Source organism: Rhizobium acidisoli, assembly GCF_002531755.2.
GTDB classification, from domain to species: domain Bacteria; phylum Pseudomonadota; class Alphaproteobacteria; order Rhizobiales; family Rhizobiaceae; genus Rhizobium; species Rhizobium acidisoli.
Genome location: NZ_CP034998.1, coordinates 3235676 through 3259083, shown reverse-complemented (window position 1 = coordinate 3259083; position 23408 = coordinate 3235676). Strand labels below are relative to the sequence as shown.

21 protein-coding genes are annotated in these 23408 nt (G+C 62.2%); 10 read left to right on the top strand and 11 right to left on the bottom strand.

Going from position 1 to position 23408, the window contains the following annotated elements; all coding sequences use genetic code 11:
* Positions 1-7 precede the first annotated feature (7 nt).
* Entirely contained in the window at positions 8-835 is an 828-nt protein-coding gene (locus CO657_RS16035) for a glycoside hydrolase family 16 protein (protein WP_012558776.1), read from the top strand.
* Between the two features lie 26 nt (positions 836-861).
* Here the strand turns inward: CO657_RS16035 and CO657_RS16030 are convergent, their stop codons facing one another.
* The 6 genes from CO657_RS16030 to CO657_RS16005 all read right to left on the bottom strand — a co-directional run bounded on the left by CO657_RS16030 (position 862) and on the right by CO657_RS16005 (position 6927).
* The gene (locus CO657_RS16030) at positions 862-1941 is read right to left on the bottom strand and encodes an ABC transporter ATP-binding protein (protein ID WP_054182943.1); all 1080 of its coding nucleotides are present in this window, start codon (positions 1939-1941) and stop codon (positions 862-864) included.
* Positions 1938-2867 (bottom strand): PfkB family carbohydrate kinase, encoded by a 930-nt coding sequence (locus CO657_RS16025; protein WP_003590463.1) that lies wholly within the window; start codon positions 2865-2867, stop codon positions 1938-1940. Before CO657_RS16025 ends, CO657_RS16030 begins: the two co-directional genes overlap by 4 nt.
* A complete protein-coding gene (locus tag CO657_RS16020; protein WP_054182942.1) occupies positions 2868-3890 on the bottom strand; it encodes an SIS domain-containing protein in 1023 nt (340 codons plus the stop codon). It lies immediately after the preceding gene.
* Positions 3887-4732 (bottom strand): carbohydrate ABC transporter permease, encoded by an 846-nt coding sequence (locus CO657_RS16015; RefSeq protein ID WP_003590466.1) that lies wholly within the window; start codon positions 4730-4732, stop codon positions 3887-3889. Before CO657_RS16015 ends, CO657_RS16020 begins: the two co-directional genes overlap by 4 nt.
* Complete coding sequence (locus CO657_RS16010) at positions 4732-5616, bottom strand: carbohydrate ABC transporter permease (protein ID WP_003590468.1); 885 nt, start codon at positions 5614-5616, stop codon at positions 4732-4734. The genes CO657_RS16015 and CO657_RS16010 overlap by 1 nt, the downstream gene beginning before the upstream one ends.
* A gap of 72 nt (positions 5617-5688) precedes the next feature.
* Positions 5689-6927: an extracellular solute-binding protein gene (locus CO657_RS16005; RefSeq protein ID WP_012558771.1), complete on the bottom strand. Its 1239-nt coding sequence runs from the start codon at positions 6925-6927 to the stop codon at positions 5689-5691.
* A gap of 197 nt (positions 6928-7124) precedes the next feature.
* On the opposite strand from CO657_RS16005, the gene CO657_RS16000 reads away from it, so the two are divergent.
* From CO657_RS16000 to CO657_RS15980, 5 genes are all read left to right on the top strand, one after another.
* Positions 7125-8330, top strand: coding sequence for an ROK family transcriptional regulator (locus CO657_RS16000; protein WP_054182941.1), 1206 nt, complete (start codon positions 7125-7127; stop codon positions 8328-8330).
* A gap of 364 nt (positions 8331-8694) precedes the next feature.
* Positions 8695-10050, top strand: coding sequence for an extracellular solute-binding protein (locus CO657_RS15995; RefSeq protein WP_054182940.1), 1356 nt, complete (start codon positions 8695-8697; stop codon positions 10048-10050).
* 127 nt (positions 10051-10177) lie between these two features.
* A complete protein-coding gene (locus CO657_RS15990) occupies positions 10178-11062 on the top strand; it encodes a carbohydrate ABC transporter permease (protein ID WP_012485023.1) in 885 nt (294 codons plus the stop codon).
* Positions 11063-11072: 10 nt separating this feature from the next.
* Complete coding sequence (locus CO657_RS15985) at positions 11073-11987, top strand: ABC transporter permease subunit (protein ID WP_054182939.1); 915 nt, start codon at positions 11073-11075, stop codon at positions 11985-11987.
* Positions 11988-11999: 12 nt separating this feature from the next.
* Positions 12000-13109, top strand: coding sequence for a sn-glycerol-3-phosphate import ATP-binding protein UgpC (locus CO657_RS15980; protein WP_054182938.1), 1110 nt, complete (start codon positions 12000-12002; stop codon positions 13107-13109).
* Between the two features lie 16 nt (positions 13110-13125).
* On the opposite strand, the gene CO657_RS15975 is transcribed toward CO657_RS15980, so the two are convergent.
* Entirely contained in the window at positions 13126-13599 is a 474-nt protein-coding gene (locus CO657_RS15975) for a cupin domain-containing protein (RefSeq protein ID WP_054182937.1), read from the bottom strand.
* Positions 13600-13691: 92 nt separating this feature from the next.
* Here CO657_RS15975 and CO657_RS15970 point away from each other — a divergent pair, with 92 nt between their 5' ends.
* Complete coding sequence (locus CO657_RS15970; RefSeq protein WP_003590481.1) at positions 13692-14228, top strand: carboxymuconolactone decarboxylase family protein; 537 nt, start codon at positions 13692-13694, stop codon at positions 14226-14228.
* On the opposite strand, the gene CO657_RS15965 is transcribed toward CO657_RS15970, so the two are convergent.
* A complete protein-coding gene (locus tag CO657_RS15965) occupies positions 14225-14995 on the bottom strand; it encodes a TIM barrel protein (protein WP_054182936.1) in 771 nt (256 codons plus the stop codon). The genes CO657_RS15970 and CO657_RS15965 overlap by 4 nt on opposite strands.
* Positions 14996-15138: 143 nt before the next feature.
* Between CO657_RS15965 and CO657_RS15960 the strand changes: the two genes are divergently transcribed.
* Entirely contained in the window at positions 15139-15927 is a 789-nt protein-coding gene (locus tag CO657_RS15960; RefSeq protein WP_054182935.1) for an SDR family NAD(P)-dependent oxidoreductase, read from the top strand.
* Positions 15928-16147: 220 nt separating this feature from the next.
* Positions 16148-16612, top strand: a complete 465-nt coding sequence (locus CO657_RS15955) for an RrF2 family transcriptional regulator (protein WP_054182973.1) — start codon at positions 16148-16150, stop codon at positions 16610-16612.
* Between the two features lie 103 nt (positions 16613-16715).
* Here the strand turns inward: CO657_RS15955 and CO657_RS15950 are convergent, their stop codons facing one another.
* Complete coding sequence (locus CO657_RS15950) at positions 16716-17843, bottom strand: monooxygenase (protein ID WP_054182934.1); 1128 nt, start codon at positions 17841-17843, stop codon at positions 16716-16718.
* A gap of 262 nt (positions 17844-18105) precedes the next feature.
* Here CO657_RS15950 and CO657_RS15945 point away from each other — a divergent pair, with 262 nt between their 5' ends.
* A complete protein-coding gene (locus CO657_RS15945; RefSeq protein ID WP_172643269.1) occupies positions 18106-18882 on the top strand; it encodes a metallophosphoesterase family protein in 777 nt (258 codons plus the stop codon).
* 32 nt (positions 18883-18914) lie between these two features.
* Here the strand turns inward: CO657_RS15945 and CO657_RS15940 are convergent, their stop codons facing one another.
* Both CO657_RS15940 and CO657_RS15935 read right to left on the bottom strand, forming a co-directional pair.
* Positions 18915-22100, bottom strand: coding sequence for an efflux RND transporter permease subunit (locus tag CO657_RS15940; protein ID WP_054182933.1), 3186 nt, complete (start codon positions 22098-22100; stop codon positions 18915-18917).
* Positions 22097-23275, bottom strand: coding sequence for an efflux RND transporter periplasmic adaptor subunit (locus tag CO657_RS15935; RefSeq protein ID WP_012558759.1), 1179 nt, complete (start codon positions 23273-23275; stop codon positions 22097-22099). Before CO657_RS15935 ends, CO657_RS15940 begins: the two co-directional genes overlap by 4 nt.
* Positions 23276-23408 lie beyond the last annotated feature (133 nt).

The following is a 23408-nucleotide window of genomic DNA, read 5'->3' as shown; positions in this document are numbered from 1 at the left end:
AGTAGCAATGCGTTACGGGATATCTGCCAAGTGGCTCGGTCTGCTCGTCGTTCTCGGCCTGGGCGCGTTGCCCGGCCAGCCCAGCGTGGCCCAGGAACCGCTCAATATTGATGCATACCAGCTGACATTCGACGAGAGTTTCGACAGCCTCGACGTTTCGGCCTGGGGAGAGAAGAGCTCCCGCTGGATCGCCCATACGCCCTGGAACGGCGATTTCGGTGATGCCCGTTTCACCGATCCGGCTCCCGGCTTTCCGTTTACCACCGATCAGGGAATTCTGAAGATCGAAGCGCGCAAGGAGGCCGATGGCACCTGGCGTTCAGGCTTGCTGTCGTCGGTGAACCCGAAGGGCGAAGGTTTCTCGCAGCAGTTCGGCTATTTCGAAGCACGGATGAAGCTGCCGCCGGGCAAGGGTGTCTGGCCGGCCTTCTGGCTCATCGGGCTCGACCGGTCGAAATACACAGCCGAGATCGACGTGCTGGAATATTACGGCCGCGCGCCTTACGAATTCAGCATGGGTTTTCATATCTGGCGTCAGAGCCAAGGCGGGCAGAACTCGACCGGCGGCTATTGGAAAACGGTCGAGGATGGGATTTTAAACAGCGAGTATCATACCTACGGCGTCGATATTCAGGCTGACAAGACGACCTTTTATCTGGATCGGCAATACCTTTGGAGCTTCGACACACCGAAGGAGTTCCACATGCCGTTCTATCCGCTGGTCAATCTGGCGCTCGGCTCGGGATGGCCGATCGATGAAACGCCGAACCCTTCCATTCTGCTCGTCGACTATATCCATGTTTACAAGCGAAAGCCCGCCGACGCGGCGAATTGAACGAGGACCTCAGGTGCCTGATCGGCCTATTGCTCGCCGAGGCAACTGAGGCCGGTTTCCAGGTCGAAGAGATGCATCGCCTCCTCGTCGAAGAATAGGGTCAGTTTTTCATTGTCGCGGATCGGCGTGCGCGGCGGCAGGCAGGCCATCAGCCGCTGATTTCCCGCAAGGGCGGTGACAACGAGCTCCGGACCGGTCAGTTCCGAAACCTCCGCGGTTGCCTCGAGCGACAGGCCGGCGCCGTCGGTGCGAAGCGCCTCGGGACGGATGCCGAGGATGAGGTCGCGGCCATTGCCGGCCGTATCGTGGAAACGGGCGGGCAGGGGCAGGGTGGCATCGGAGCCTGAAAGCGCCAGGCGGCCGTCACGCACCGTCGCCTTCAGCAGGTTCATCGGCGGCGCGCCGACGAAGGTGGCGACATAGAGCGTAGCCGGATGATTGTAGATTTCCTCAGGCGTACCGAGCTGCTCGATGCGGCCGTCGCGCATGACGGCGATGCGGCTCGCCAGCGTCATCGCCTCGATCTGGTCATGGGTGACGTAGACGACCGTCGTCTTCAGCATCTGATGCAGCCGTTTGATCTCGGTGCGCATCTCCATGCGCAGCTTGGCGTCGAGATTGGAGAGCGGCTCGTCGAAGAGGAAGACTTCCGGCTTGCGCACCAGCGCGCGGCCGATCGCGACGCGCTGGCGCTGGCCGCCGGAAAGCTGGCTCGGCTTGCGCTCGAGGAGGTTTTCGATCTGCAGCAGTTTTGCAGCGTCGCGCACCGCCCTGTCGCGCTCGGGCGCCGGCACCTTGCGCATTTCCAGGCCGAAGCCGATGTTCCTGTGCACCGTCAGATTGGGATAGAGCGCATAGGATTGAAAGACCATGGCGATGTCGCGGTCCTTCGGATGCACGCCGAGCACCGAGCGCCCGCCGATCCTGACGTCGCCGCTCGTTGCCTCGGCAAGGCCGGCAATGATGTTCAGGAGCGTGGACTTGCCGCAGCCCGACGAGCCGAGCAGCACGAGGAATTCGCCGCTTTCCAGCGAGATGTCGATGCCTTTCAGCGTCTCGATCTCGCCATAGGTCTTGCGGATGTTCTGGATGTCGAGCGCGCTCATGACACGGCCTCCTCTACGGATGTCGGGCCACCGTAGCTGCGGGGCAGGGTGGAAATGGCGCGCGAGGCGACCTCGGTGCCTGCCGTCAGGCAGGAAAGCAGAGGTTCGTCCTTTGCGAGCGCGGCGAGGAAGGCGGCATTGAAGACATCGCCGGCGCCGATCGTATCGACGACCTCGACGAGGGGTGCCTCCACCGAAACCAACTGGCCATCCGGCCCGATGGCGATGGCGCCATCCGGGCCGCGTTTGACGACGATAATCGCGCCTTCCGGCATGTGCGACCTGATTTCGTGGGCAGCCTTGATCGGATCGGCAATGCCGGCAAGCGTCGTCGTCTCGACCTCGTTCAGCAGCGCGATGCCGCTGCGGGAAAGCCAGGCGCGCGTCGCCGCGCAGTTTTCTGCCGTCCAGCCGTCGAGCGGCCAGCCGGTGTCGAGCGCGACGGTGATGTCATGGCTGCCGGCCCAATCGAAGAGGGCGTCGTATTCCTTCGTCAGATCATCGGTCAGGAAGGCGCCGCAGAGAAGCGCGTAGCCGCCCCGGAGCCTTGCGCCGTCGATGACGGCGAAGACATCGGCGAGACTGAAGCGAGGCAGGTGGCCCGTCGTCGTGAAGAAGGTGCGCTCGCCGTCCGGATGGGTGATGCCGACGGAGAGCGTCGTCTTCTCAGGACGGACCGGCCAGTTCTCAGAACGCTGACCGAAGGCTTCGGCGAGCCAGCGGCCGAACTGGTCGCTGCCGATATTGGCGGCGATTTCGAATTCGATGCCGAGCGCCTGCCAGGCGAGCGCGCTGTTGCCGGCCGATCCGCCGACCCTGAGCTCGTCATGATCGACGATGATTTCCGTCCCGGCCTTCGGCCAGGGGGCGGCCGGTCCGAGGATGAGGTCGACATTGACGTTGCCGATGACTGCAAGCGGCCGCATTCATTCACTCCGGGTAATCTTGGTGGAACGGACCGGCGTTCCGGCATTTTCTACACGGGCGTCGGCAAAGGCGATCATCAGCCGCTGGGCGACCGGCAGCATGGCGAAGATTGCCGCAAGGCCCGTCGCGGCGGTAAAGCGGATTGTCACTGCGCCGACGACCGGTGCTTGGCCGGATGCGTCGAACAGGATGACCGGTGCGCCAGTCTCGACGGCGGAGACTGCCATCGCTGTTACCAGGCCGGCCGTCTCATCCAGGCCGCGGAACAGCACGAGACCGATCTCAGGCCCCAGCATCTCCATCGGCCCATGGCGCAGCTGGCCGCCTTCGAGGGAGAAACAGGGACGGCGCGACAATTCGATCAACCCAAGCGCCAGCGCCTCGGCAACACCCTGCAGGCGCCGGCCCGAGGTGACGACGGTCGCGACGTTTTCGAGGGCGGCGAGGGCAGCGGCGATGTCATGGTCTTCGGGCGTCCTGAGGACGGCGAGTGCGGCCGCGGGATCTTCTCCGAGGGCAGCAAGGATTGCCAGATGCAGGGCGAAGGTCACGGTCAGGCTGCGGGTCGCGGCAAAGGCAAGCTCGGTGCCACCGACACCCACCAACGACGGGGCGGTGTTTGCGAGGAATGAAGTGGCTTCGAGCGTCAGGCCGAAGGTCTCCTGCATGCCGCCGGTCTCTTCGAACCAGCGCAGGACTTCGGCGCTTTCGCCGGATTGCGAGGTGACGAAGATCGTCCTGCCGTCAATGGGCAGCGGTTGGCCGAGCTGCTCGGAGAGCGGCAAGGCGACCGCATCGATGCCGAGGGCCCGGTAGAGCGGTTCGACGGCGCGGTTGACGGCATGCGAGCCGCCCATGCCGAGCAAGAGCAGCCGGCCGGTCTTCTCAAGCGAGGCAGCGGCTTTTTCCGCCATCGGCGCGGCGGCTTCGTAGGAGGCGAGCGCATCGGCGTGCTGACGCGCCATCTCGCGGTCGATCGCGGCAAGTCCGGCCGGCCGGGTTCTTTCTGTCGTCATGTTCATCCCTTGACGCCGCCGCTGGTGAGCCCTGAAATCAGGGCGCGTTGCATGACGAGACCGATCAGCACCGGGGGCAGGGCGGCGAGCACGCCTGCCGTGGCGATCAGTCCGTAATCGGAAACGCGGCCGCCGGCGAGATCGGCAATGGCGACGGTCAGTGTCTTGGCGCGCTGGTCGGAGGTGAAGAGCAGCGCATAGAAGAATTCATCCCAGGCCAGCAGGAATGCAAAGAGGCTGGATGTCGCGACCACGGGGGCGGCGAGCGGCAGCGTGATGATCCTCAGCGTCTGGAACAGGCCGGCGCCGTCGATCATTGCGGCGGATTCGATCTCGCGCGGGATGGAATCGAAGCCCGATTTCATCAGCCAGGTGGTGAAGGGTGCCAGGATGGTCAGATAGACCAAGGCAAGGCCGAAGACGTTGTTCAGCATGCCGAGATGGGAGAGACCCATATAGAGCGGGACGGCGAGGGCCACCGGCGGCAGCATATAGGTGGCGATCACCATCGACAGCGACCATCCGACAGAAGGCGTGCGCGACACCGCCCAGCCGGCCGGAATGGCAAGCGCGATGGCGGCGATCGTCGCCATGCCCGCTACCTCGATGCTATTGCGCAGCGACGCGGTAAAGGCGGCGCCGGCACTATTTTCGAGCGTCGAAAGCAGCACGGCGTAGCGAGAGAAATCCGCCGTTTGCGGCCACCAGCGCAGCGGCTTCGCCGCAAGGTCGGCGGCAGGCGAGATACTCATGATGAAGAGCCAGAGGATCGGCGCCAGGATGACGGCGGCAAGCAGCAGCGCGCAAAGGTGAATGAAGGCTGAGAAGAGCGGGCTTTGGCGTTCCATCAGGCCGCACTCCCGGCCGTCTTGCGCACCAGGGCGGCATAGCCGGCGGCCAGCAGGGTCACCAGCAGCGTGACGATCAAGGCGAGCGATGCGCCCGAGCCCGCCCGCTGGAAGGAGAAGGCTTCCTGATAGACGAGGATCGACAGCGTGCGCGTGCTGTTGGCCGGACCGCCGCGGGTCATCACCCAGATGATGTCGAACACCTTGAAGGCTTCGATCGTGCGCAACACCAGCGCCACCATCAGCGGGCCGGCGAGATAGGGCAGGATGACGAAGCGGAAGCGGGCGAAAGCGCCGGCGCCGTCGACGAGCGAGGCGGCGGTAATGTCTCGTGGCACGGCCTGGAGTGCGGCCAGCGCGATCAGCGCCACCAGCGGGAAGTTCTTCCAGCAGTCGGCGACGATGAGAGCGGCGAGCGCCGTGCCGGGTTCGCCAAGCCAGGAGCGATAGGCGTCGAGTAGGCCGAGCTGCGTCAGCGCGGCGTTCAGCGCGCCATATTCCGGATTGTAGATCAGCCGCCAGAGCGTGGCGTTGACGACGGTCGGCAGCGCCCAGGGCAGGATCATCAGGGCGCGGAGCGCAGTACGGCCGCGGAATTGCTGGTTCAGCAGCAGAGCGGCAAGGACGCCGATCACCATTTCGGCGGCGACCGAGACGATCGCGAACCATGCAGTGGTGATCAGCGTGCGCTGGAAATTCGAGCCCGAGATCATCCTGGCGTAATTGTCGATGCCGACGAAGCTGCCCTCGGTGCCGACGAGCTTGGCATCGGTGAAGGAGAGGCCGACCGTATCGATCAAAGGCCAGCCGATAACCGATATCATGACCACGAGAAGCGGCAGCATCAACAGCCACGCGCGGGTTGTCAGCCAAGTGCCCGACATCGGCGACCCTTCTTCATTCTTCAGTTTTAGAGGCCGGGCGACGGCAGGCGGCGCCCGGGTTTCTGAGCTTGATCAGAGGCCGCTATTGTCGGCCGCCGATTTCAACGCATCCTCTGGAGAGGACTGGCCGAGCAGGGATTCCTGGATCGCCTGCTGCAGCGCGGTCGAAAGCTCCTGATATTTCGGCGTCGTCGGGCGCGGATACATGGCGGCCAATCCGACCTTGGCGGCCGAGATCAGTTCTTCCTGGCCCTTGGTGACGGCAGGGTCCTCGTAGGAGGAGGCCCAGATCGGTAGGCTGAGCTTCGCATAGGCGTTCTGTGTCGCCTGCGAGGTCATGAAGGTGATGTATTTCCAGGCCTCATCGGGATGCTGGCTGGCGGAAGTGATGCCGAGGCCCATCGAGCCGTTGACGGCAGACGCCTGGCTTTTACCGGCAACACCCGGTGCCGGCACGACGCCGACCTTGCCCGCCACCTTGCTGTCCTTCGGATCGTTGGCCATGTTGTACATGTAGGTCCAATTCAAAGCGAAAGCGGCATCGCCGTTTTCGAAGACCTTGCGGACATCCTCTTCCAGAAATTCCTTGGAGTTCGGGTTGGTCAGGCCGGACGAATAGCTTGCCACCATGTATTTCAGCGCATCGAGGCCGCCGCCGCTCTGGAAGGCCGGCTTGCCGTCCTTGAGGAAATCACCGCCATAGGCGCTGACGAGCGTGGTGTAGTCGCAGATCGCGGCTTCGGCCTGCGACCAGCTCCAGGCGATCGGGGTGGCGAGCAAGCCCTTGTCCTTGATCGCCTTCGCCTGCTCGGTCAGCTCGTCCCAGGTCTTCGGCGGCGCCTTGATGCCGGCTTTTTCGAGGATTTCCTTGTTGTAGAACAGGTATTTGGTATCGAGGATCCACGGCATGCCGTAATATTTGCCGTCATATTGCACGGTGGTCCAGGCGCCCGGCAGCACGCCCTTCTTCATGTCGTCGGTGATGCGGGAGGAGACGTCGACCAGCACCTTGTTGGTGGCGTATTCGGCCGGCCAGATGACGTCGAAGAGCACGACGTCATAACCGCCGCCGGAACCCTGCGCCAGCACCGTCTTGTCGTGCAGGCCCTCATAGGGAACGAATTCGAGATTGACCTTGATATCGGGGTTTGCCTTGGCGAAGGCGTCGGTCATCGCGCGCACATCGGCCTCGCTATAAGCGGCCTGCGCCATGAAAAGCGCGTTCAGTGTCGTTTCGGCGAAAGCATGCGGCGCAAGAGATGCGCCGATCAAGGCCGCACCCAGAAGCGTCTTGGTAAAGGATTTCAGCATTGCAGCCTCCAGTTTGTGACATTTACGCATTGCCGAGGGCGGCCCTCCGCCATCGGTGTTCGAGAAGTCGTCTCGGAGCGTCGTCGGAGCCCTTATCGGCGTCCTGCGTTCCCTGGAACTCTCCGGTCCCTTATTAAGTCAATTGTCTTGACTTATTACTTCTTCAACATTCTACTGGAGTCAAGAGGCAATTGCACATGAATGACGTCAGGCCGATCCGGGCAAAGAGCGGCACCAACCACGAAGGCACCAGCGCGCATAACCGGCGCGTGATGATCGACGCCTTGAGGATCAATGGTGAGCTTTCACGCGCCGATCTGGCGCGGGCGACATGGCTGACCAAGCAGACGGTGTCGAATATCATCGAGGAGCTCGAGCGCGATGGTCTGGTGCGTTCGCAGGAGCCGGTGCGCAAGGGCAGGGGGCAGCCCTCGACGCCCTACGGGCTCGTGCCCGAAGGCGCCTTCGCGATCGGCCTGCAGATCGATCGCCATGTGACGCGGGCGGTCGCCGTCGATCTCATCGGCAGTGTTCTGGTGCGCGCAGAAGCCGGCCTCCCGCCCGGAGGTCCCTCGACGGGTGCAAAGGTCATCCTCGATCTCGTCGCCGATGTGCGTTCCAAGCTTGCCGGCATCGTCCAGCAGTCGGAAAAGCGAATGGTCGGCCTCGGTGTCGCCATGCCCGGGCCCTTCGGGGTCGCCGGCAGCGGCGACGATCCGTGGATGATGGAGGCCTGGCAAAAGTTTCCGCTGCTGGAAAGGCTGGCCGCCGGCACCGGGCTCGATGTCGGCCTGCAGAACGATGCGGCGGCGGCAGCGACCGCCGAGCGCATGGTGGGAGCCGCCCATGGTGTCGACCATGCGGTCTGCCTCTTCGTCGGCTACGGCATCGGCGCCGGCCTCATTCTGAACGGCGAACTCTACCGTGGCTCCAACGGTAATGCCGGCGAGATCGGCATGGCGCTGCTGTTTGCAGACGGCAAATCGACGCCGCTCGAACATCGCGCTTCGCTCGCCTCGCTCTATCAACATCTCTCGGCCGATCCTGCCGATCCCCATCTCCATGCACGCATCAACGACCTTGCCTCAAGGGGCGATCCAAACATTAAGACCTGGATCGAAGCGGCGGCGGTGGATCTGCGCTGGAGCATCCATCTCATCGAAACGGTCTTCGATCCGCAGACCGTGATCCTGTGCGGCAGTGCCCCGGAAGCGCTGGTGAAAAGGCTGATTGCCGCCATCGGCCCGCTGCTGCCCTCGATTGCCGAACGACCTAGCCGCATGCTGCCGCGCCTGCAGCCCGGCATGGCCGATCCCTGGTCGGTGGCGATCGGCGCTGCCGCCGGACCGATCGGCCGTGCATTCGATCCCCGGTTCGCTGCAATTTTGAAGGATTTCCTTTAAATTTGGGGCTAAAACCAGGCGTTGCACAGCAGTGCAATGGCGGGGAGATAGACGGTTTTGCAAGTTTTCATGCGGCGGTATCTTCGAATAGGGATGCTGCGTTGCAATATAGGCAAATATTGAAAACCCTTGAAATTCATAAATATGCGAATACAAATATGATTGTTCGGCAGTGCGCTGGGGAGGCTGGCGAGGCTTCTCTAAATATAGCCTCGGCCGTGGCAAATAATATCCGCATGAAGGTTTTGTGACGGAACGATTTCGATCGTTTCATGTCATGTAATATTCATTGGCCGCGGCAATTTGAACCAGCTAATAGGGCGTGCGCCGAAAGTGCGCGTCCCTTTTTACGTTCGAGGTTCTCATGCAAGCCAAGCTTCTCGGCGCCGTTGGCGCCCTTCTCGCTACAGCGTTTCTTGCCGGTCCCGCTGCCGCCGCCGATAAGACCAAGATTGACTTCTGGTTCGGCAATTCCGGTGACATCGCAAAGCGTGTCCAGGAACAGTGCGATCGCTTCAACCAGTCGCAGGCCGATTACGAAGTCGTCTGCACCAGCCAGGGCAGCTACGACGCGTCGCTGCAGAACACCATTGCCGCCTTCCGCGCCGGCAAGCAGCCGACCATCGCTCAGGTCTCCGACGCCGGCACGCTCGACATCATGCTTTCCGGCGCCTACTACCCGGCCAATCAGCTGATGACCGACATGGGCTACACCGTCGACTGGAAAGATTACTTCTCCGGCATCGCCAACTATTATGCGACGTCCAAGGGCGAGATGTATTCCTTCCCCTTCAACTCCTCGACCGCACTGCTCTACTGGAACAAGGATGCCTTCGCCAAGATCGGCAAGGACCATGCCCCGGCCACCTGGCAGGAAGCCGGCGCAGATTTCAAGGCTCTGAAGGATGCAGGTTATGCTTGCCCGCTCGCCTTCGACATCTCCAACAACGAAGTCTGGCAATATGTCGAGCAGTTCGAAGCCGTTAACGGCGAAGCGATCGCGACGAAGAAGAACGGCTTTGAAGGCCTCGACGCCGAGCTGACCTACAACAAGAACCCGCTGCTCGTCAGTTACATCAAGGACCTCAAGTCCTGGTACGACAACAAGCTGGCTTTCATCAAGAACAAGGCCGTCGGCCAGACCTTCGTCGAAGCCTTTGCCGCCGGCGATTGCCAGGTTATCCTGACCTCGGTCGGCGACCACGGCAATATCGGCCGCACCGCCAAGCAGGGCATGAACTGGGGCGTTGCCATGCTCCCGACCTACGGCACTGCAACCCGCCACAGCTCCTATGTCGGCGGCGCTTCGCTCTGGGTTCTGAAGGGCCACACCGACGCCGAATACAAGGCTGCCGCTGCCTTCTTCAACTTCATCGCAAAGCCGGAAGAAGCCCTGACCTGGTCGACGGTCACCGGCTACATCCCGGTTCGTAACTCCGGCTTCGAATATCTCAAGAAGCAGGGCTTCTACGACAAGGCTCCTTATGCCGGCCGTGAACTCGCCATTCAGAGCCTGACGGCATCGCCTGCCGACGACACGGCGCCGCACGGCATCCGTCTCGGCGGCCTGCTTCAGGTCCGCACCGAAATCGCCAACGGCCTGCAGGCGATCTTCGTCAACAATGCCGACGTCCAGGCTTCGCTCGACGGCGCTGCCGAACGCGGCAACCAGCTGCTGCGCCGCTTCCAGCAGACCTACAAGAACGTTCAGCTTCCTTGATCGGCTGATATCAGCCGCACCCGGCGCGCGCTGCGCGCGCCGGGTGCGTCTTTGTAAGCTCTCTTAATCGGTCGCGGATGCGAAGTGTCGCCCGCGCCTAACCAAACCATGGCGAAAACGACCACTCATGGAAAAGCGCGTCACTTTCTCCTCGACGACGATCGGACTGCTCTTCGCATTTCCGATGCTGCTGCTGATCTTCGTCTTCTTCTATTGGCCGAGTGCGCAGGCGCTCTATTGGGCGTTCACGCTCGAGCAGCCATGGGGCGGCGGCAACGCCTGGGTCGGATTCGACAATTTCAAGCAATTGCTCAGCGACCCCATCTATTGGGAGTCGATCACCCGCAGCATGATCTTCGGCTTCAGCTCGACGGCCATTGCCATGGGGATGGCGCTCATCCTGGCGCTGTTGACGGATCGTGAGCTGCGCGGCCACAAAATCTACCGGTCGGTCTTCATCTGGCCTTATGCGATTGCCGCGCCGGCCCTCGGTCTCGCCTTCCGCTTCATCCTGGCGCCGGAGGCCGGCCTGCTGTCGGTCATCAATCATGTCTGGCCCGGTCTCTGGAACCCGGCGCTCGACGGCAAGGACGCGATGATTGCCGTCATCATCGCCTTTTCCTGGAAATATATCGGCTATAATTTCATCTTCTTCCTTTCCGCACTTCAGGGCATTCCGCGCTCGCTGATCGAGGCCGCCGCCATGGACGGCTCCGGGCCGCTGCGCCGCATGTGGGACCTCCAGCTGCCGCTGCTGACGCCGACCTTGTTTTTCCTGCTCGTCATCAACATTACCGAAAGCTTCCAGGATTCCTTCGGTATCGTCGACGTCATGACGCAGGGCGGGCCGGCGCGCGCGACCGAACTCATGGTCTACAAGATCTATTTCGATGGCTTCAGGGGGCTCGATTATTCGGGCGCCGCCGCCCAGTCGATCATCCTGATGGCGCTCGTCGTCCTTCTCACCATCTTCCAGTTCCGCTTCATCGAGCGGCGCGTGCACTACAAGTGAGGTCGCGGACATGATCGAACGCACGCCGATATTCAACTTCATCTGCTATACCATTCTCGCGCTCGGCATGGTGATCGCGCTTCTGCCTTTCGTCATCGTCATCATCGCATCGACGCTCGATCTGGAGACAGTCAACCGGGTGCCGTTGCCGCTGACCCCGAGCACGCATTTCTGGGAAAATGCTCAGGCCGCCTGGATCCGCGCCGATCTCGGCAACAAGCTGATCCACAGCATCATCTTCGCGACTGCGGTCGGTGCCGGCAAGGTCATCCTTTCCGCCATGGCAGCCTTCTCGATCGTCTACTTCCGCTTCCGCGGCCGGCATTTGATCTTCTGGATCATCTTCATCACCCTGATGCTGCCGCTGGAAGTCCGCATCGTGCCGACCTATTCGATTGCGGCCAACGCGCTGCAGCCCTTCCAGACGATCCTCGATATCACCGGAATTACCGCGCTGGTCGCCTGGGTGTCCGGCATCCAGATCAAGCTCGAATGGGGTCTGCTGAATTCCTATACCGGCCTGGTGGCACCGCTCGTCGCCACCGCGACCGGCACCTTCCTTTACCGCCAATTCTATCTGACCGTTCCGGATGAGCTTGCCGAGGCCTCGAAGATGGACGGATCGGGTCCGGCCCGGTTTTTCTGGGACATTCTGCTGCCGCTGTCCCGACCAAACATGATCGCACTGTTCACCATCATGTTCGTCTGGGCCTGGAACCAGTATCTCTGGCCGTTGTTGATTACCACCGATCCGAGTTTCGGCATTGCGGTGACGCAGCTCAAGACCCTCATCCCATCCGAATTCGGCCTGCCAGACTGGAACGTCGCCATGGCAGGTACACTTATCATCATGTCGCCTCCACTGGTGCTCGTCATCCTGATGCAGCGTTGGTTCGTGCGCGGCCTTATCTCTACCGAGAAATGAAGGAGCAGTCCTGTGGCACCGATCTCAATCCGTGATGTGAAGAAGAGCTACGGCAAAACTCCCGTCGTTCACGGCGTCGACCTGGAGATCCAGTCCGGCGAATTCATCGTTATCCTGGGCCCGTCCGGCTGCGGCAAGTCCACGCTGCTGCGCATGATCGCCGGCCTCGAGGAAATCAGCGGCGGTGAAATCGCCATAGACGGCCGGGTCGTCAACCAGCTGGAGCCGCGCGAGCGCGGCTGCGCCATGGTGTTTCAGAACTATGCGCTCTATCCGCATATGACCGTCGCCGAGAATATTGGTTATGCCCTGAAGGTGGCGGGGGTTTCGAAGGCCGAGCGCAGCCGCCGCGTCGCCGAGGTTGCCAAGGCGCTCAGCCTCGAACCCTTCCTCGACCGTCGGCCGGCCGCCCTTTCCGGCGGCCAGCGCCAGCGCGTTGCCATGGGGCGCGCGATGATCCGCGAACCGAAGGTGTTCCTCTTCGACGAGCCGCTGTCGAACCTCGACGCCAAGCTGCGCATCGCCATGCGCGCTGAAATCCGCCGCCTGCACCGCCGCCTCGGCGCCACCTCGATCTTCGTCACGCATGACCAGACCGAGGCGATGACACTGGCTGACCGGCTGGTGGTGATGAATGGCGGCAGGGTGGAGCAGGTCGGCACGCCTGAGGAGGTCTATCACCATCCGGTCTCGCGTTTCGTCGCCGGCTTCGTCGGCACGCCGGCGATGAATCTGCTCGAGGGCACGATCAACGACGAGGGCGTCTTCGTTTACGACCAGAGCCGCAAGATCGCTTTGCCGCGCGAACGCGCCGCAGCGCTGAAGGGCAAACGCGTCGTGCTCGGCATGCGCGCCGAGGCCGCCCGTCTGGTGGCGCCGGATGCGCCCGGCGCCCTGATGGCGACGGCCGATTTCATCGAGGAGCTCGGTGCGAGCCGCGTCGTTCACGCCGACTTCGACGGGCTGCCCTTTGCCGTGGCGCTGACCGAGGCCGTGACCGTGAAGTCGGGCGATCCGATCGGCATCGCGATCGATCACAATGCGATCCACCTTTATGCCGCCGATACCGGCCGGATCATCGAAAACCCGGCCATGAGCGGGGCGGATGCGGTTCACGCCTGACGGGTGTCGGCATGCATCAGTGATGGATCGGGTCGATCCAGGGCACGTCTTCCGGCTTTTCCACCGGCTCGATGTCGAGATTGACGACAACAGGTTCTTGGCCCGAGCGGACGAGGACGCATTCCAGCGTCTCGTCGCGGCTGGCGTTGATCTCCTGATGCGGCACATAGGGCGGGACGTAGATGAAGTCGCCGGGGCCGGCTTCGGCGGTATATTCCAGGTGCTCGCCCCAGCGCATGCGGGCCTTGCCCTTGACCACGTAAATGATGCTTTCGAGATCGCCGTGATGATGAGCGCCGGTCTTGGCATTGGCATGGATCGTCACCGTGCCGGCCCAGATTTTCTCGGCGCCGGCGCGGGCGTTGTTGATCGCGGTCGCGCGGTTCATGCCCGGCGTCTGCGCGGTGTTCGGATCGAGCGAATTGCCGGGAATGACCTTGACGCCATGTTCCCGCCAATCGATGTGAGAATGCTCGTGGTCGTCGCTCATGCGCTGCCTCCATCTTCGGTGTAAACAATCTAGGTAGGCGCCGCACGGCGGCCAAGCGGATTTATCTTTGCGCATCAGAAAGAGGGCACCCGATGAGCCACCTGCCACAGATCGATTACGACACGGCTTCGCACGAGATTCGGGCGGCGCATGACGAGGAAGTCAGGCTGCGTGGGCGCATGACCAATATGAAGCGGACGCTGCTGCATTCGCCGGTCGCCCATCGCATTTATGCCGAGTGGTTCACGCTGCGGGCCGAGCTTGATCCCTTCATCAGCGACCGGGCGATCTGGATCTTTTCGCATGCGATTTCGAAGGCGGCGAAATCGAAGATCGCCATTACCTTCTTTCGCCGGGCGCTGATCAACAAGGGTTTCAATCCCGACGCGCTGGAGCTGTCCGAGGAGGAAGTTTTGCTCGACGCTTTCGGCAAGGCGATCGTCGCCGATTCCAATGCCGTTTCGACCGGACTCTGGGCGAAGCTGAAACAGCGCTACGACACCAAGGTGCTGGTCGATCTCGTCGCCTTTGCCGGCATCATGCTGGCCACTGCCGTCTTCAACAATGTCGTCGAGGTCGATTTCGACCCCGAGCTTGAAGCCTTTGCCGAAGGCGCAAACCCGACCTAACCGTCAAGCGAGGCGATCGCGGACCTGACTGCGTCTGCGCCGGGTCTGGTCGGCCGGTATTCCAGGCCGACGGCGCCATCATAGCCGTTGGCGAAGATCCAGCCGAGGCGGTGGGCCAGGTCGATGCCGCCGGAGCCCGGTTCGTTGCGGCCGGGATGATCGGCGACATGGACGTGGAAAACACGGTCGAGACGGCCGTCCAGCACCTCTTCCGTGCGCTCGTCCATCACGGCGGAATGGTAGATGTCGTAGACGATGCCGATCTCGGGGCGGGCGATGTCATCGATGATGTCGAGACCTTCGCTGGTTGAATCGAGGAAATAGCCGATATGGTCGATGCGGATGTTGAGCGGCTCGACGCCGAGGCGCACACCGCTGCCGCGAAGAATATCGGCGCCCGCCTTTAGCGTTTCGGTGAGCGCCCGGCGCTGCTGCTCGCGGGTCACGCCCGGAAGATCGTTGCCGGCCTGGGCAATCAGCACGGGCGCGCCGAGACGCTTTGCGGCGGCGACGGATTGGGCCAAGCCTTTCAGCCATGCCTGCCGGTTGCCGGCGTCGGTCAGCGCGATCATCGGCTCGGCGACGATGCTGGTGACGGCAAGGCCGGTTTCATCAAGCGCCGCCTCGATCGCGTCCAGATCCTTGTCGGTCCAGCGCCAGAATTCGATCGCCGTCAGGCCGCCGGCATGGGCGCGGCGGATGCGATCGGGAAAGCTGTCGCCTTCTTCGGCAAATAGCCACTCTATGCAGGCTGAATAACGTCGCATGAAAACTCCTCGCATATGGGGATGCAGGCTGCGACAGATCGGTGCCCGCCGCAAGAGGCATCTCAATGCTTGACGCGCGGTTTCATCGGCGGAACATTCGGCACATCAGGCCGGAACCGCCGGCCGCTTGCGCGGAGGAAAATATGGATCTGGGACTGAAGGGAAAGACCGCCGTCATAACAGGCGCGTCTGTCGGGATCGGCTTGGCGATCGCCGAGGGGCTGGCGGCTGAGGGGTCCAATCTCGTGCTGGCGGCCCGTGGCGGCGAACGGCTCGAGGCGGAGGCCGCCCGTATCGCCGAGAAGTACGGCGTCAGCGCCGTCGCTGTTGCCGCCGATGTGGCGACGGTTGCGGGAACGGAGGCGATCATTGCGGCGGCGGCCGAAAAAGACGGCGCCGATATCCTCATCAACAATGCCGGCACCGGATCGAACGAGACGGTGATGGAGGCGCCCGACGAGAAGTGGCAGAGCTATTGGGATCTGCATGTGATGGCCGCGGTGCGGCTTGCGCGCGGCATCGCCCCGCAGATGAAGAAGCGCGGCGGCGGCGTGATCCTGCACAATGCCTCGATCTGCGCGGTCCAGCCGCTCTGGTACGAGCCGATCTACAATGTCAGCAAGTCGGCGCTGATGATGTTTTCGAAGACGCTTTCGACCGAACTCATCCCGGACAATATCCGCGTCAACTGCGTCAATGCCGGCCTGATCCTCACCCCCGACTGGATCAAGACCGCCAAGCAGTTGACCGCCGAAACCGGCGGGAACTGGGAAGGCTACCTGCAGAGTGTCGCCAACGAGCATGCCGCCTCCAAACGCTTCGGTACGCCGGAGGAACTGGCAAACGTCTTCGTCTTTCTGAGTTCGGAGCGGGCCAGCTATTGCGTCGGCTCCACCTATTTTGTCGATGGCGGAATGCTGAAGACGATCTGAGCGAGACGACAGCGCTGCGCGTCTTTTCACACGCGCAGCGCTGTAACACTTTGAATGCAGCGGCATTGCTCGGCAAGTCGGTTCCAAGACTGCCGGGCACCCTGTGGACGTTGCCGATATAAGCTATAAATAATAGCTATTTTGTTGTATGTTCACGCTTTTGACGCTATTTGCCTGCTATTGGCAGGATAAATACTGCGTTTTCTACAGGGCGACGACGATGCTGACGAAAAAGGGAAAATATGGGCTGAAGGCGCTGGTTGACCTGGCGCGGCTGGCGCCCGGCGAGACGGCCTTCATCAATGACATCGCCGCCCGCAACAATATCCCGAAGAAGTTTCTCGATACGATCCTGCTCGAACTGCGCAATGTCGGTATTCTGCGCTCGAAAAAGGGGCCCGGCGGCGGCTATTCGCTGTCGCGACCGGCCTCCGAAATCCGCATCGGCCATGTTATCCGCACGCTCGACGGGCCGCTGGCGCCGATCCGCTGTGCCAGCCGTACGGCTTACGAGGCCTGCGACGACTGCGCTGATCCGGAAACCTGTCAGGTGCGGCGCTCGATGACCGATGTTCGTGACGCGATCGCCGCCATTCTCGACAATATGAGCCTCGAGCAATTCGTCGCCGCCGGCGGCCCCATCGACGGCCCCAAGGAAGAATTGCCGATTTCCGCCGCCAGCTGAATTGAATGCATGTCGCCCGGAAGTGTGCAGTGGTTCCGGGATAACGACATGCATCAAAACAAAGAGCTTGAGGCGTCACATGAATCAAGTTTGATGCGACGCTTTAGGCGTCGCCGGGCTTCGACCGATATTCGCCTGCTGCACGCACCAGCTTCTCCCGTGGCAGCGATAGAGCGTGAATGCGGGCATTGCGCCAATGCCGGTCGAGATTGAGCCCGATGCCGGCCGATGTTTCCCCTGCCAGTTCGAACAGCGCGTTTGCGGTGTCGAGTGCCGTTTCCCCGGCGAGGATCGCGGCCGCCGAGGCGGAGAAATGCGCGTCCGCCATCGCGGCCTCGACGGGATTGACCTGGGCAATGTCGAGTTTACGGCCAGCCCGTTCTAAGGCTGCCGCCGTCGTTTCGATGCGGATGGCGCGTTCGCCGATGCGGGGAAGGACCGTCGTGTCGCGATCGCCAATTGCCGTCATCAGGTCGCTCCAGGCGGCCCGGGCGATGCCGAGGCTGACGCTTGCCTTGAGCAGCAGGCCGAGCGAGATGCCGGTCGAAACGTCGGAGGAGGGGACCGGCGCAATCGCATCGGCATTGACGTGAAGCGTGCCGACGATCGCCGTCGCCGAGCCGTTGGTGCGCTGGCCGAAGCCGTCCCAATCGTCGACCACCTGCAGGCCTTCGTCGTCGCCCGCCAGGTAGAGGGTTAGTGGACGGCTGGGAGGAGCGGCGGCGACAGCGGCGATCCAGTCGGCGAATAAAATACCGGACGCCTGTCGCGTTCGCCCGCTTAGGTGGTAACCCGGGCCTTCGGCCGTAAGCTCGGTTCCTTCGATGAAGGTGGCGCCTGCAAAACGGTCCCCGAGCAACACGCGAGCAAACAGCGATGCCTGCAGATCCTCGGTCGCCTGGGTGCGCAGCGTTTCCAGCACACAGAAATGGTTTTCCAGCGCCTCGCCGATCGAGGCATCGCCCTCGGCAATGATTGCGACGATTTCGGCGAGCAGCGCGTTCGATACGTCGAGCCCTTGATGGTCGGGCGGAACAGTGATCGCCGTCAGTCCCGATGCCGACAGCGCGTCGAGTTCGGCAAAGGGCAGCACGCGGTTGATGTCGCGTTCGCTCGCCTGGTGCCGGAATGCGGCGGCAAGGCCGCGGGCGGTGGATATCGCCTCCTCTTCACTTTCGATGCGATGCGCGGGAGGCCTTTTTCTATCGTGAAACTGCGATACCGTTCCCATCAGTCACTCTTTCCTACGGCGCTCTGCGTCTTTTCGGATGGGCGAAGAACGCTGCAACAGGCTCATTCGGCGCCTCGTGCCTTCCGAAAATCGCTCCAATCGTCGGGCCGATGGCAGGGATACAGGAGTGAGGGATCGGCCCTCGAATGATAAGGCCGGTTTTTCTACAAAACTCCAAGGCTTTGAATTTTCTTACCAGCTTGATTGCCTTGTTTTCGCCTCTACTTACCGGCAAGTGGGGCTTCCTTGATTGAGAAACATGATGAGCGATACTCTTGCTCGCAACGGCGAGGTTTCGAAAATGGCACGCCAGTCGAGACCACGTCTGACGCTGGATATTGCCGCGATCCCAACCTATGCGATCGGCGACATTCATGGGCGGTTCGATCTGCTTGCGAAAGCCGAGGCGGCGATCCTGCGCGATGCCGCGCGGCTGCCGGGGCGTAAACTGATTGTGACGCTTGGCGACTATATCGACCGTGGACCGGCATCGGCTCAGGTCATCACCCATCTCATGGCGCCGCCGCCGGACGATTTCGACCGTATCTGCCTTGCCGGCAATCATGAAATCGCCATGCTCGACTATATCGACGGCTGGATTTCCTATGACGAGTGGATGCGGATGGGTTCGGCGGAGTCGCTGAAATCCTATGGCCTCGATCCGGAGCATCTGCCGCTGGTCTTTCCTTCAGGCGCAAAGCTCGATTCGTTCCTGCGCCAGTCGCTGCCGCGCACGCATATCGATTTCATGCGGGCGATGCCTGTGATGCTGGAGACTCCAAACGTGATTTTCGTGCATGCCGGCATCAATCCGAAGCTGCCGCTCGACGAGCAGACGGACGAGGATCTGGTCATGATCCGTCAGCGGTTTCTCGAAAGCCGGGTGCCGTTGCCGAAGCTCGTCGTTCACGGTCACACGCCGAACGACGAGCCCGACATACGGCCGAGACGGCTCAATCTCGATACGCGCGCCTATCGCAGCGGCAAGCTGACCGTCGCCCGCCTGTGGCAGGGTCAGGTGCATCTGTTTTCCACCTGACTTCCGCCTTCTCGGCCGCCCGCCGGAGCGGATCAGACCGTTTCGCTTTCAAGCGGGACGGCTTCCACCGTCTTTTCCGCCGGCTGCTTGCGGCGCCAGCCGCGCAGCACGACGTAGAAGACCGGCGTCAGGAACAGGCCGAAGATCGTCACGCCAAGCATGCCCGAGAAGACGGCGGTGCCGAGCGACTGACGCATTTCGGCGCCGGGGCCGGTGGCGATGGCAAGCGGCAGAACGCCGAAGATGAAGGCGAATGCCGTCATCAGGATCGGGCGCAGGCGAAGATGGCTGGCCTCGATGGCCGCTTCCACCGGCGACTTGCCCTCGTCTTCCGCCTGCCTGGCAAACTCGACGATCAGAATGGCGTTCTTGGCCGCAAGACCGATCAGCACGATCAGGCCGATCTGCGTCAGGACGTTATTGTCCATTCCCCTCAGCGAGACCCCGATCAGTGCCGCGAGCACCGCAAGCGGCACGATGAGGATGATCGCGAGCGGCAGAACCCAGCTTTCATATTGTGCCGCCAGCGCCAGGAAGACGAAGACGACTGAGAGGGCGAAGATGTAGACGGCGGTGTTGCCGGTATGGGTTTCCTGATAGGCGAGTTCCGTCCATTCGAAGGTTGTCCCTTGCGGCAGGATCTTCGCTGCCAGCGCTTCCATTTTCGCTATAGCATCGCCCGTCGACGTGCCCGGTGTCGGATTGCCCTGAAGCGGCACCGAGACGTACATATTGTAGCGTTGGACAAGTGCCGGGCCGCTGGCATCCTGGATATCCATCAACGTTCCAAGGGGAACCAGCGCGCCGGTCGCCGATCGAACCTTCAGGGCGAGGATGTCTTCCCTGTCCATGCGATATTGCCGGTCGGCCTGCGCGCGAACCTGGTAGACGCGGCCGAACGCATTGAAATCATTGACGTAGGCGACGCCCAGATTGATGGACAGCGCGTTGAAGATGTTGGGGATCGGCACATTCAGGAAGCGTGCCTTGTCACGGTCGATCGCCAGGAAGTATTGCGGGCTTGCATCGGAGAATGTCGTAAAGACGCCGGTCAGCCCCTCGGTAGTGGCCGCCGCACCCATCATCTGGCGGGCGAGGCCGAGCACGCGCGTCATGTCGGCGTTTTCAAGATCGGAAATCTGCATCTTGAAGCCGCCGGAATTGCCGACGCCACGCACGGATGGCGGCGGGATGGCGATGATGAAGGCTTCCTGGATGCTTTGCAACTTGCCGTAAAGCTCGCCGATGATCTTGTTGGCGGTCTCTCCGCCTTCCTCACGTTCGGCAAAGGATTTGAACGGCACGAAGACGACGCCCGCATTCGAGGCATTGGTGAACGTCGCCCCGCTGAAGCCGGCAAATTGCACGGCGTTGCCGACACCCGGCACGGTCCGGGCGATATCGCCCACCTGTTTGACGACGGCGTCGGTACGCGCCAGCGAGGCGCCGTCGGGAAGCTGTATGACGACGATCGCGTAACCCTGATCCATGGTCGGGATGAAGCCCGCGGGAACGCGCGTGCCCATGTACCAGGTTGCTCCGAGCAGGCAGACGAAGGCGATCATCGCGGCCGTCAATCCGACCCAGCTGCGGACCAGATGCCGGACGATCCATGAATAGCCGGAGCTCATCCTGTCGAAGCCGCGATTGAAACCGTCCGCGAGACCTCTTCCAAACCGTGTGGCGATATTCGCGCGCCTGGTTTCGTGGTCGTGGGTTTTCAGCAATATGCCGGCGAGGGCGGGCGACAGTGTCAGCGAATTCAAAGCCGATATCGCGGTGGTGACCGAGATCGTCACGGCGAACTGCCTGTAGAACTGGCCCGATATGCCGGGGATGAAGGCTGTCGGCACGAACACGGCGATCAGCACCAGCGAGATGGCGACGACTGCGGTTCCGACTTCGTCCATCGTCACATGGGAAGCTTGCTTCGGCGTCATGCCGCGGGCCAGATTGCGCTCGACGTTTTCCACCACCACGATCGCATCGTCGACGACGATACCGATCGCCAGCACCAAGCCGAACAGAGTGAGCATGTTGAGCGAGAAGCCGAACGCCAGCAGGATGGCGAAGGTGCCGATCAGCGAGACCGGAATGGCGACGATCGGTATGATCGCGGTTCGCCAGGATTGCAGAAAGACGAGAACGACGATCGCCACCAGGATGGCGGCCTCGGCGATGGTTCTATAGACCTCGCTGATCGAATCCGAGATGAATTCGGTCGTGTCGTAGACGATGCGATATTCCAGGCCCTCGGGGAAATTCTGGGAGATATCCTTCATCAATGTCTGGACCTGATGGGCCGTATCGAGGGCATTGGTTCCCGGCCGGGCGAAAATGCCAAGGGCGACCGCCGGGTCATTGTTGAGGTAGCTGTTGGTGACGTAGTCCTGGGCGCCGAGTTCGATACGGGCGACATCCTGTAACTGCACGAGCCGGCCGGCGCCCGTCGATTTGACGATGACGTAGCGGAACTCGCGCACATCGGAGAAGCGTCCGTCCGTTCGCACCGTATATTCGAAGGCGTTCTTGCCGGTGACGGGCGGCGCGCCGATCTTGCCGCCGGAGACCTGGACGTTCTGGTCTCTCAAGGCGGAGACGACGTCGTCCGAGGTCATGCCGTAGGCCGAGAGCTTTTCCGGATCGAGCCAGATGCGCATCGAATACTGGCGCTCGCCGAAGATCTGCACATCGCCGACGCCGTCAAGACGGACGAGAACGTCGCGGATGCGGTTGCGGGCGTAGTTCGAGACGTAAAGCTGGTCGTAGCGGTGCGACGGCGACAGAAGATGCACCACCATCATCAGGTCGGGCGAACTCTTGTCGGTGGTCACGCCGAGCCGCTGGACCTCTTCCGGAAGGCGGGGCAGCGCGATCGAAACACGGTTCTGGACAAGCACCTGCACCTTGTCGAGATCGGTGCCGAGCTTGAAGGTGATGGTCAGCGACATGGCGCCGTCGGCGCTGGAATAGGACGACATGTAAAGCATGTCTTCGACGCCGTTGATCTGCTGTTCGAGCGGGGTCGAAACGGTATCGGCGATCGTCTGCGGATCGGCGCCCGGATAGGAGGTGCGCACGACGATGGTCGGCGGCGCGATCTCCGGATATTGGGAGACCGGCAACTGTGTATAGGCGATGCCGCCGACGACGAGAAAGAGAATCGAGATGACGGCCGCAAAGATCGGCCGGTCGACGAAGAAGTGCGCGAATCTCATTGTCCGCTCTCCGCATTGGCGGCCTCGGGCGGGGTGTCCTGGCGTTCCCGCGGCAGTTCGGTCATCTGCGGCGTGATCGTCGATCCCGGGCGGGCGCGCATCAGGCCGTTGACGATGATCGTCTCGGTGCCGTCGAGGCCCTCGCGGATCACACGATAGCCATAGAGCCGCGGGCCGGGCCTCACGGGCTTGGTCGAAACTTTTCCTTGCGCGTCAACCACATAGACGACGCGTTCATTCTGGTCCGAGCCGATTGCCTCGTCCGGGACGAGAATAGCCTGGTAGGTGTTGGAGGCTTCGACCTGAATGCGGCCGAAGAGGCCGGGCTGAAGGACGAGATCGGGGTTGGGGAAGCGGGCGCGCAGACGAATGGTGCCGCTCTGATTGTCGACCCGGTTCTCGGCGAAGTCGAGTTTCCCCTTGAATGGCTTGGCAGAAGGATCCGAGATGGTGACGGATACATCCAATCCGCCGCCGCCCTGCTGAAGTTCCTTACCCATTTTGCGCGCCGTGTCGGCGAAATTCAGCAGGCGGCGCTCATCGACGTCGAAATAGAAATCGATCGGGTCGAGCGAGACGATGGTGGTCAGCACGGTCTGGTCGGTCTGCACCAGATTGCCGGCCGAGATCAGCCGGCGGTCGATGCGGCCGCTGAGCGGCGCTTTGATCTCGGTATATTCCATGTCGAGAGAAGCGCGATCGGCGGCTGCCTGCGCGCCGCGGACATTGGCCTCGGCCGAATCGAACTCGCGGCGGCGATCGTCCAGCGTCTGCGCCGCCTGGCTGCCGCTCGCGGTGAGCGATTGTGCGCGTTTGAACTGCGCATCGGCAAAGACCAGAGCGGATTGCGACGCTTCGAGCGTCGCCTTTGCCTGGCTGAGCGCGGTTACGAACGGCCTCTGGTCGATGACGAACAGCAGGTCACCCTGCTTGACCAATGCGCCGTCCTGGAAATGGATTTCCTGCAGGTACCCACCGACGCGCGAGCGAACCGAGACTTCGTCGACCGGCTCGAAGCGGCCGATGAACTCGTCGCTGTCGACGACATCGCGAACGACCGGCTTGGCGACGGTGACGGGAGGAGGGGCAGACGGTGCGCCCTGCGCCAGGGCGGCCAGGGGCATGAACGTGGTGATGCAACCGAGCATCAATATCCGTCGAAGCACGTAAGTCATACCGGTCCCTCCAATCGCGACGGCCGATAGACTGCCGCCGAACCTAAGATAAGGTGATGCTATTTCATGTTTTGCTGCTTTGAACGAAGGCGTGGCCCCCGCGATTTCCCCCGGCGTTCAATCCATAGGAGGG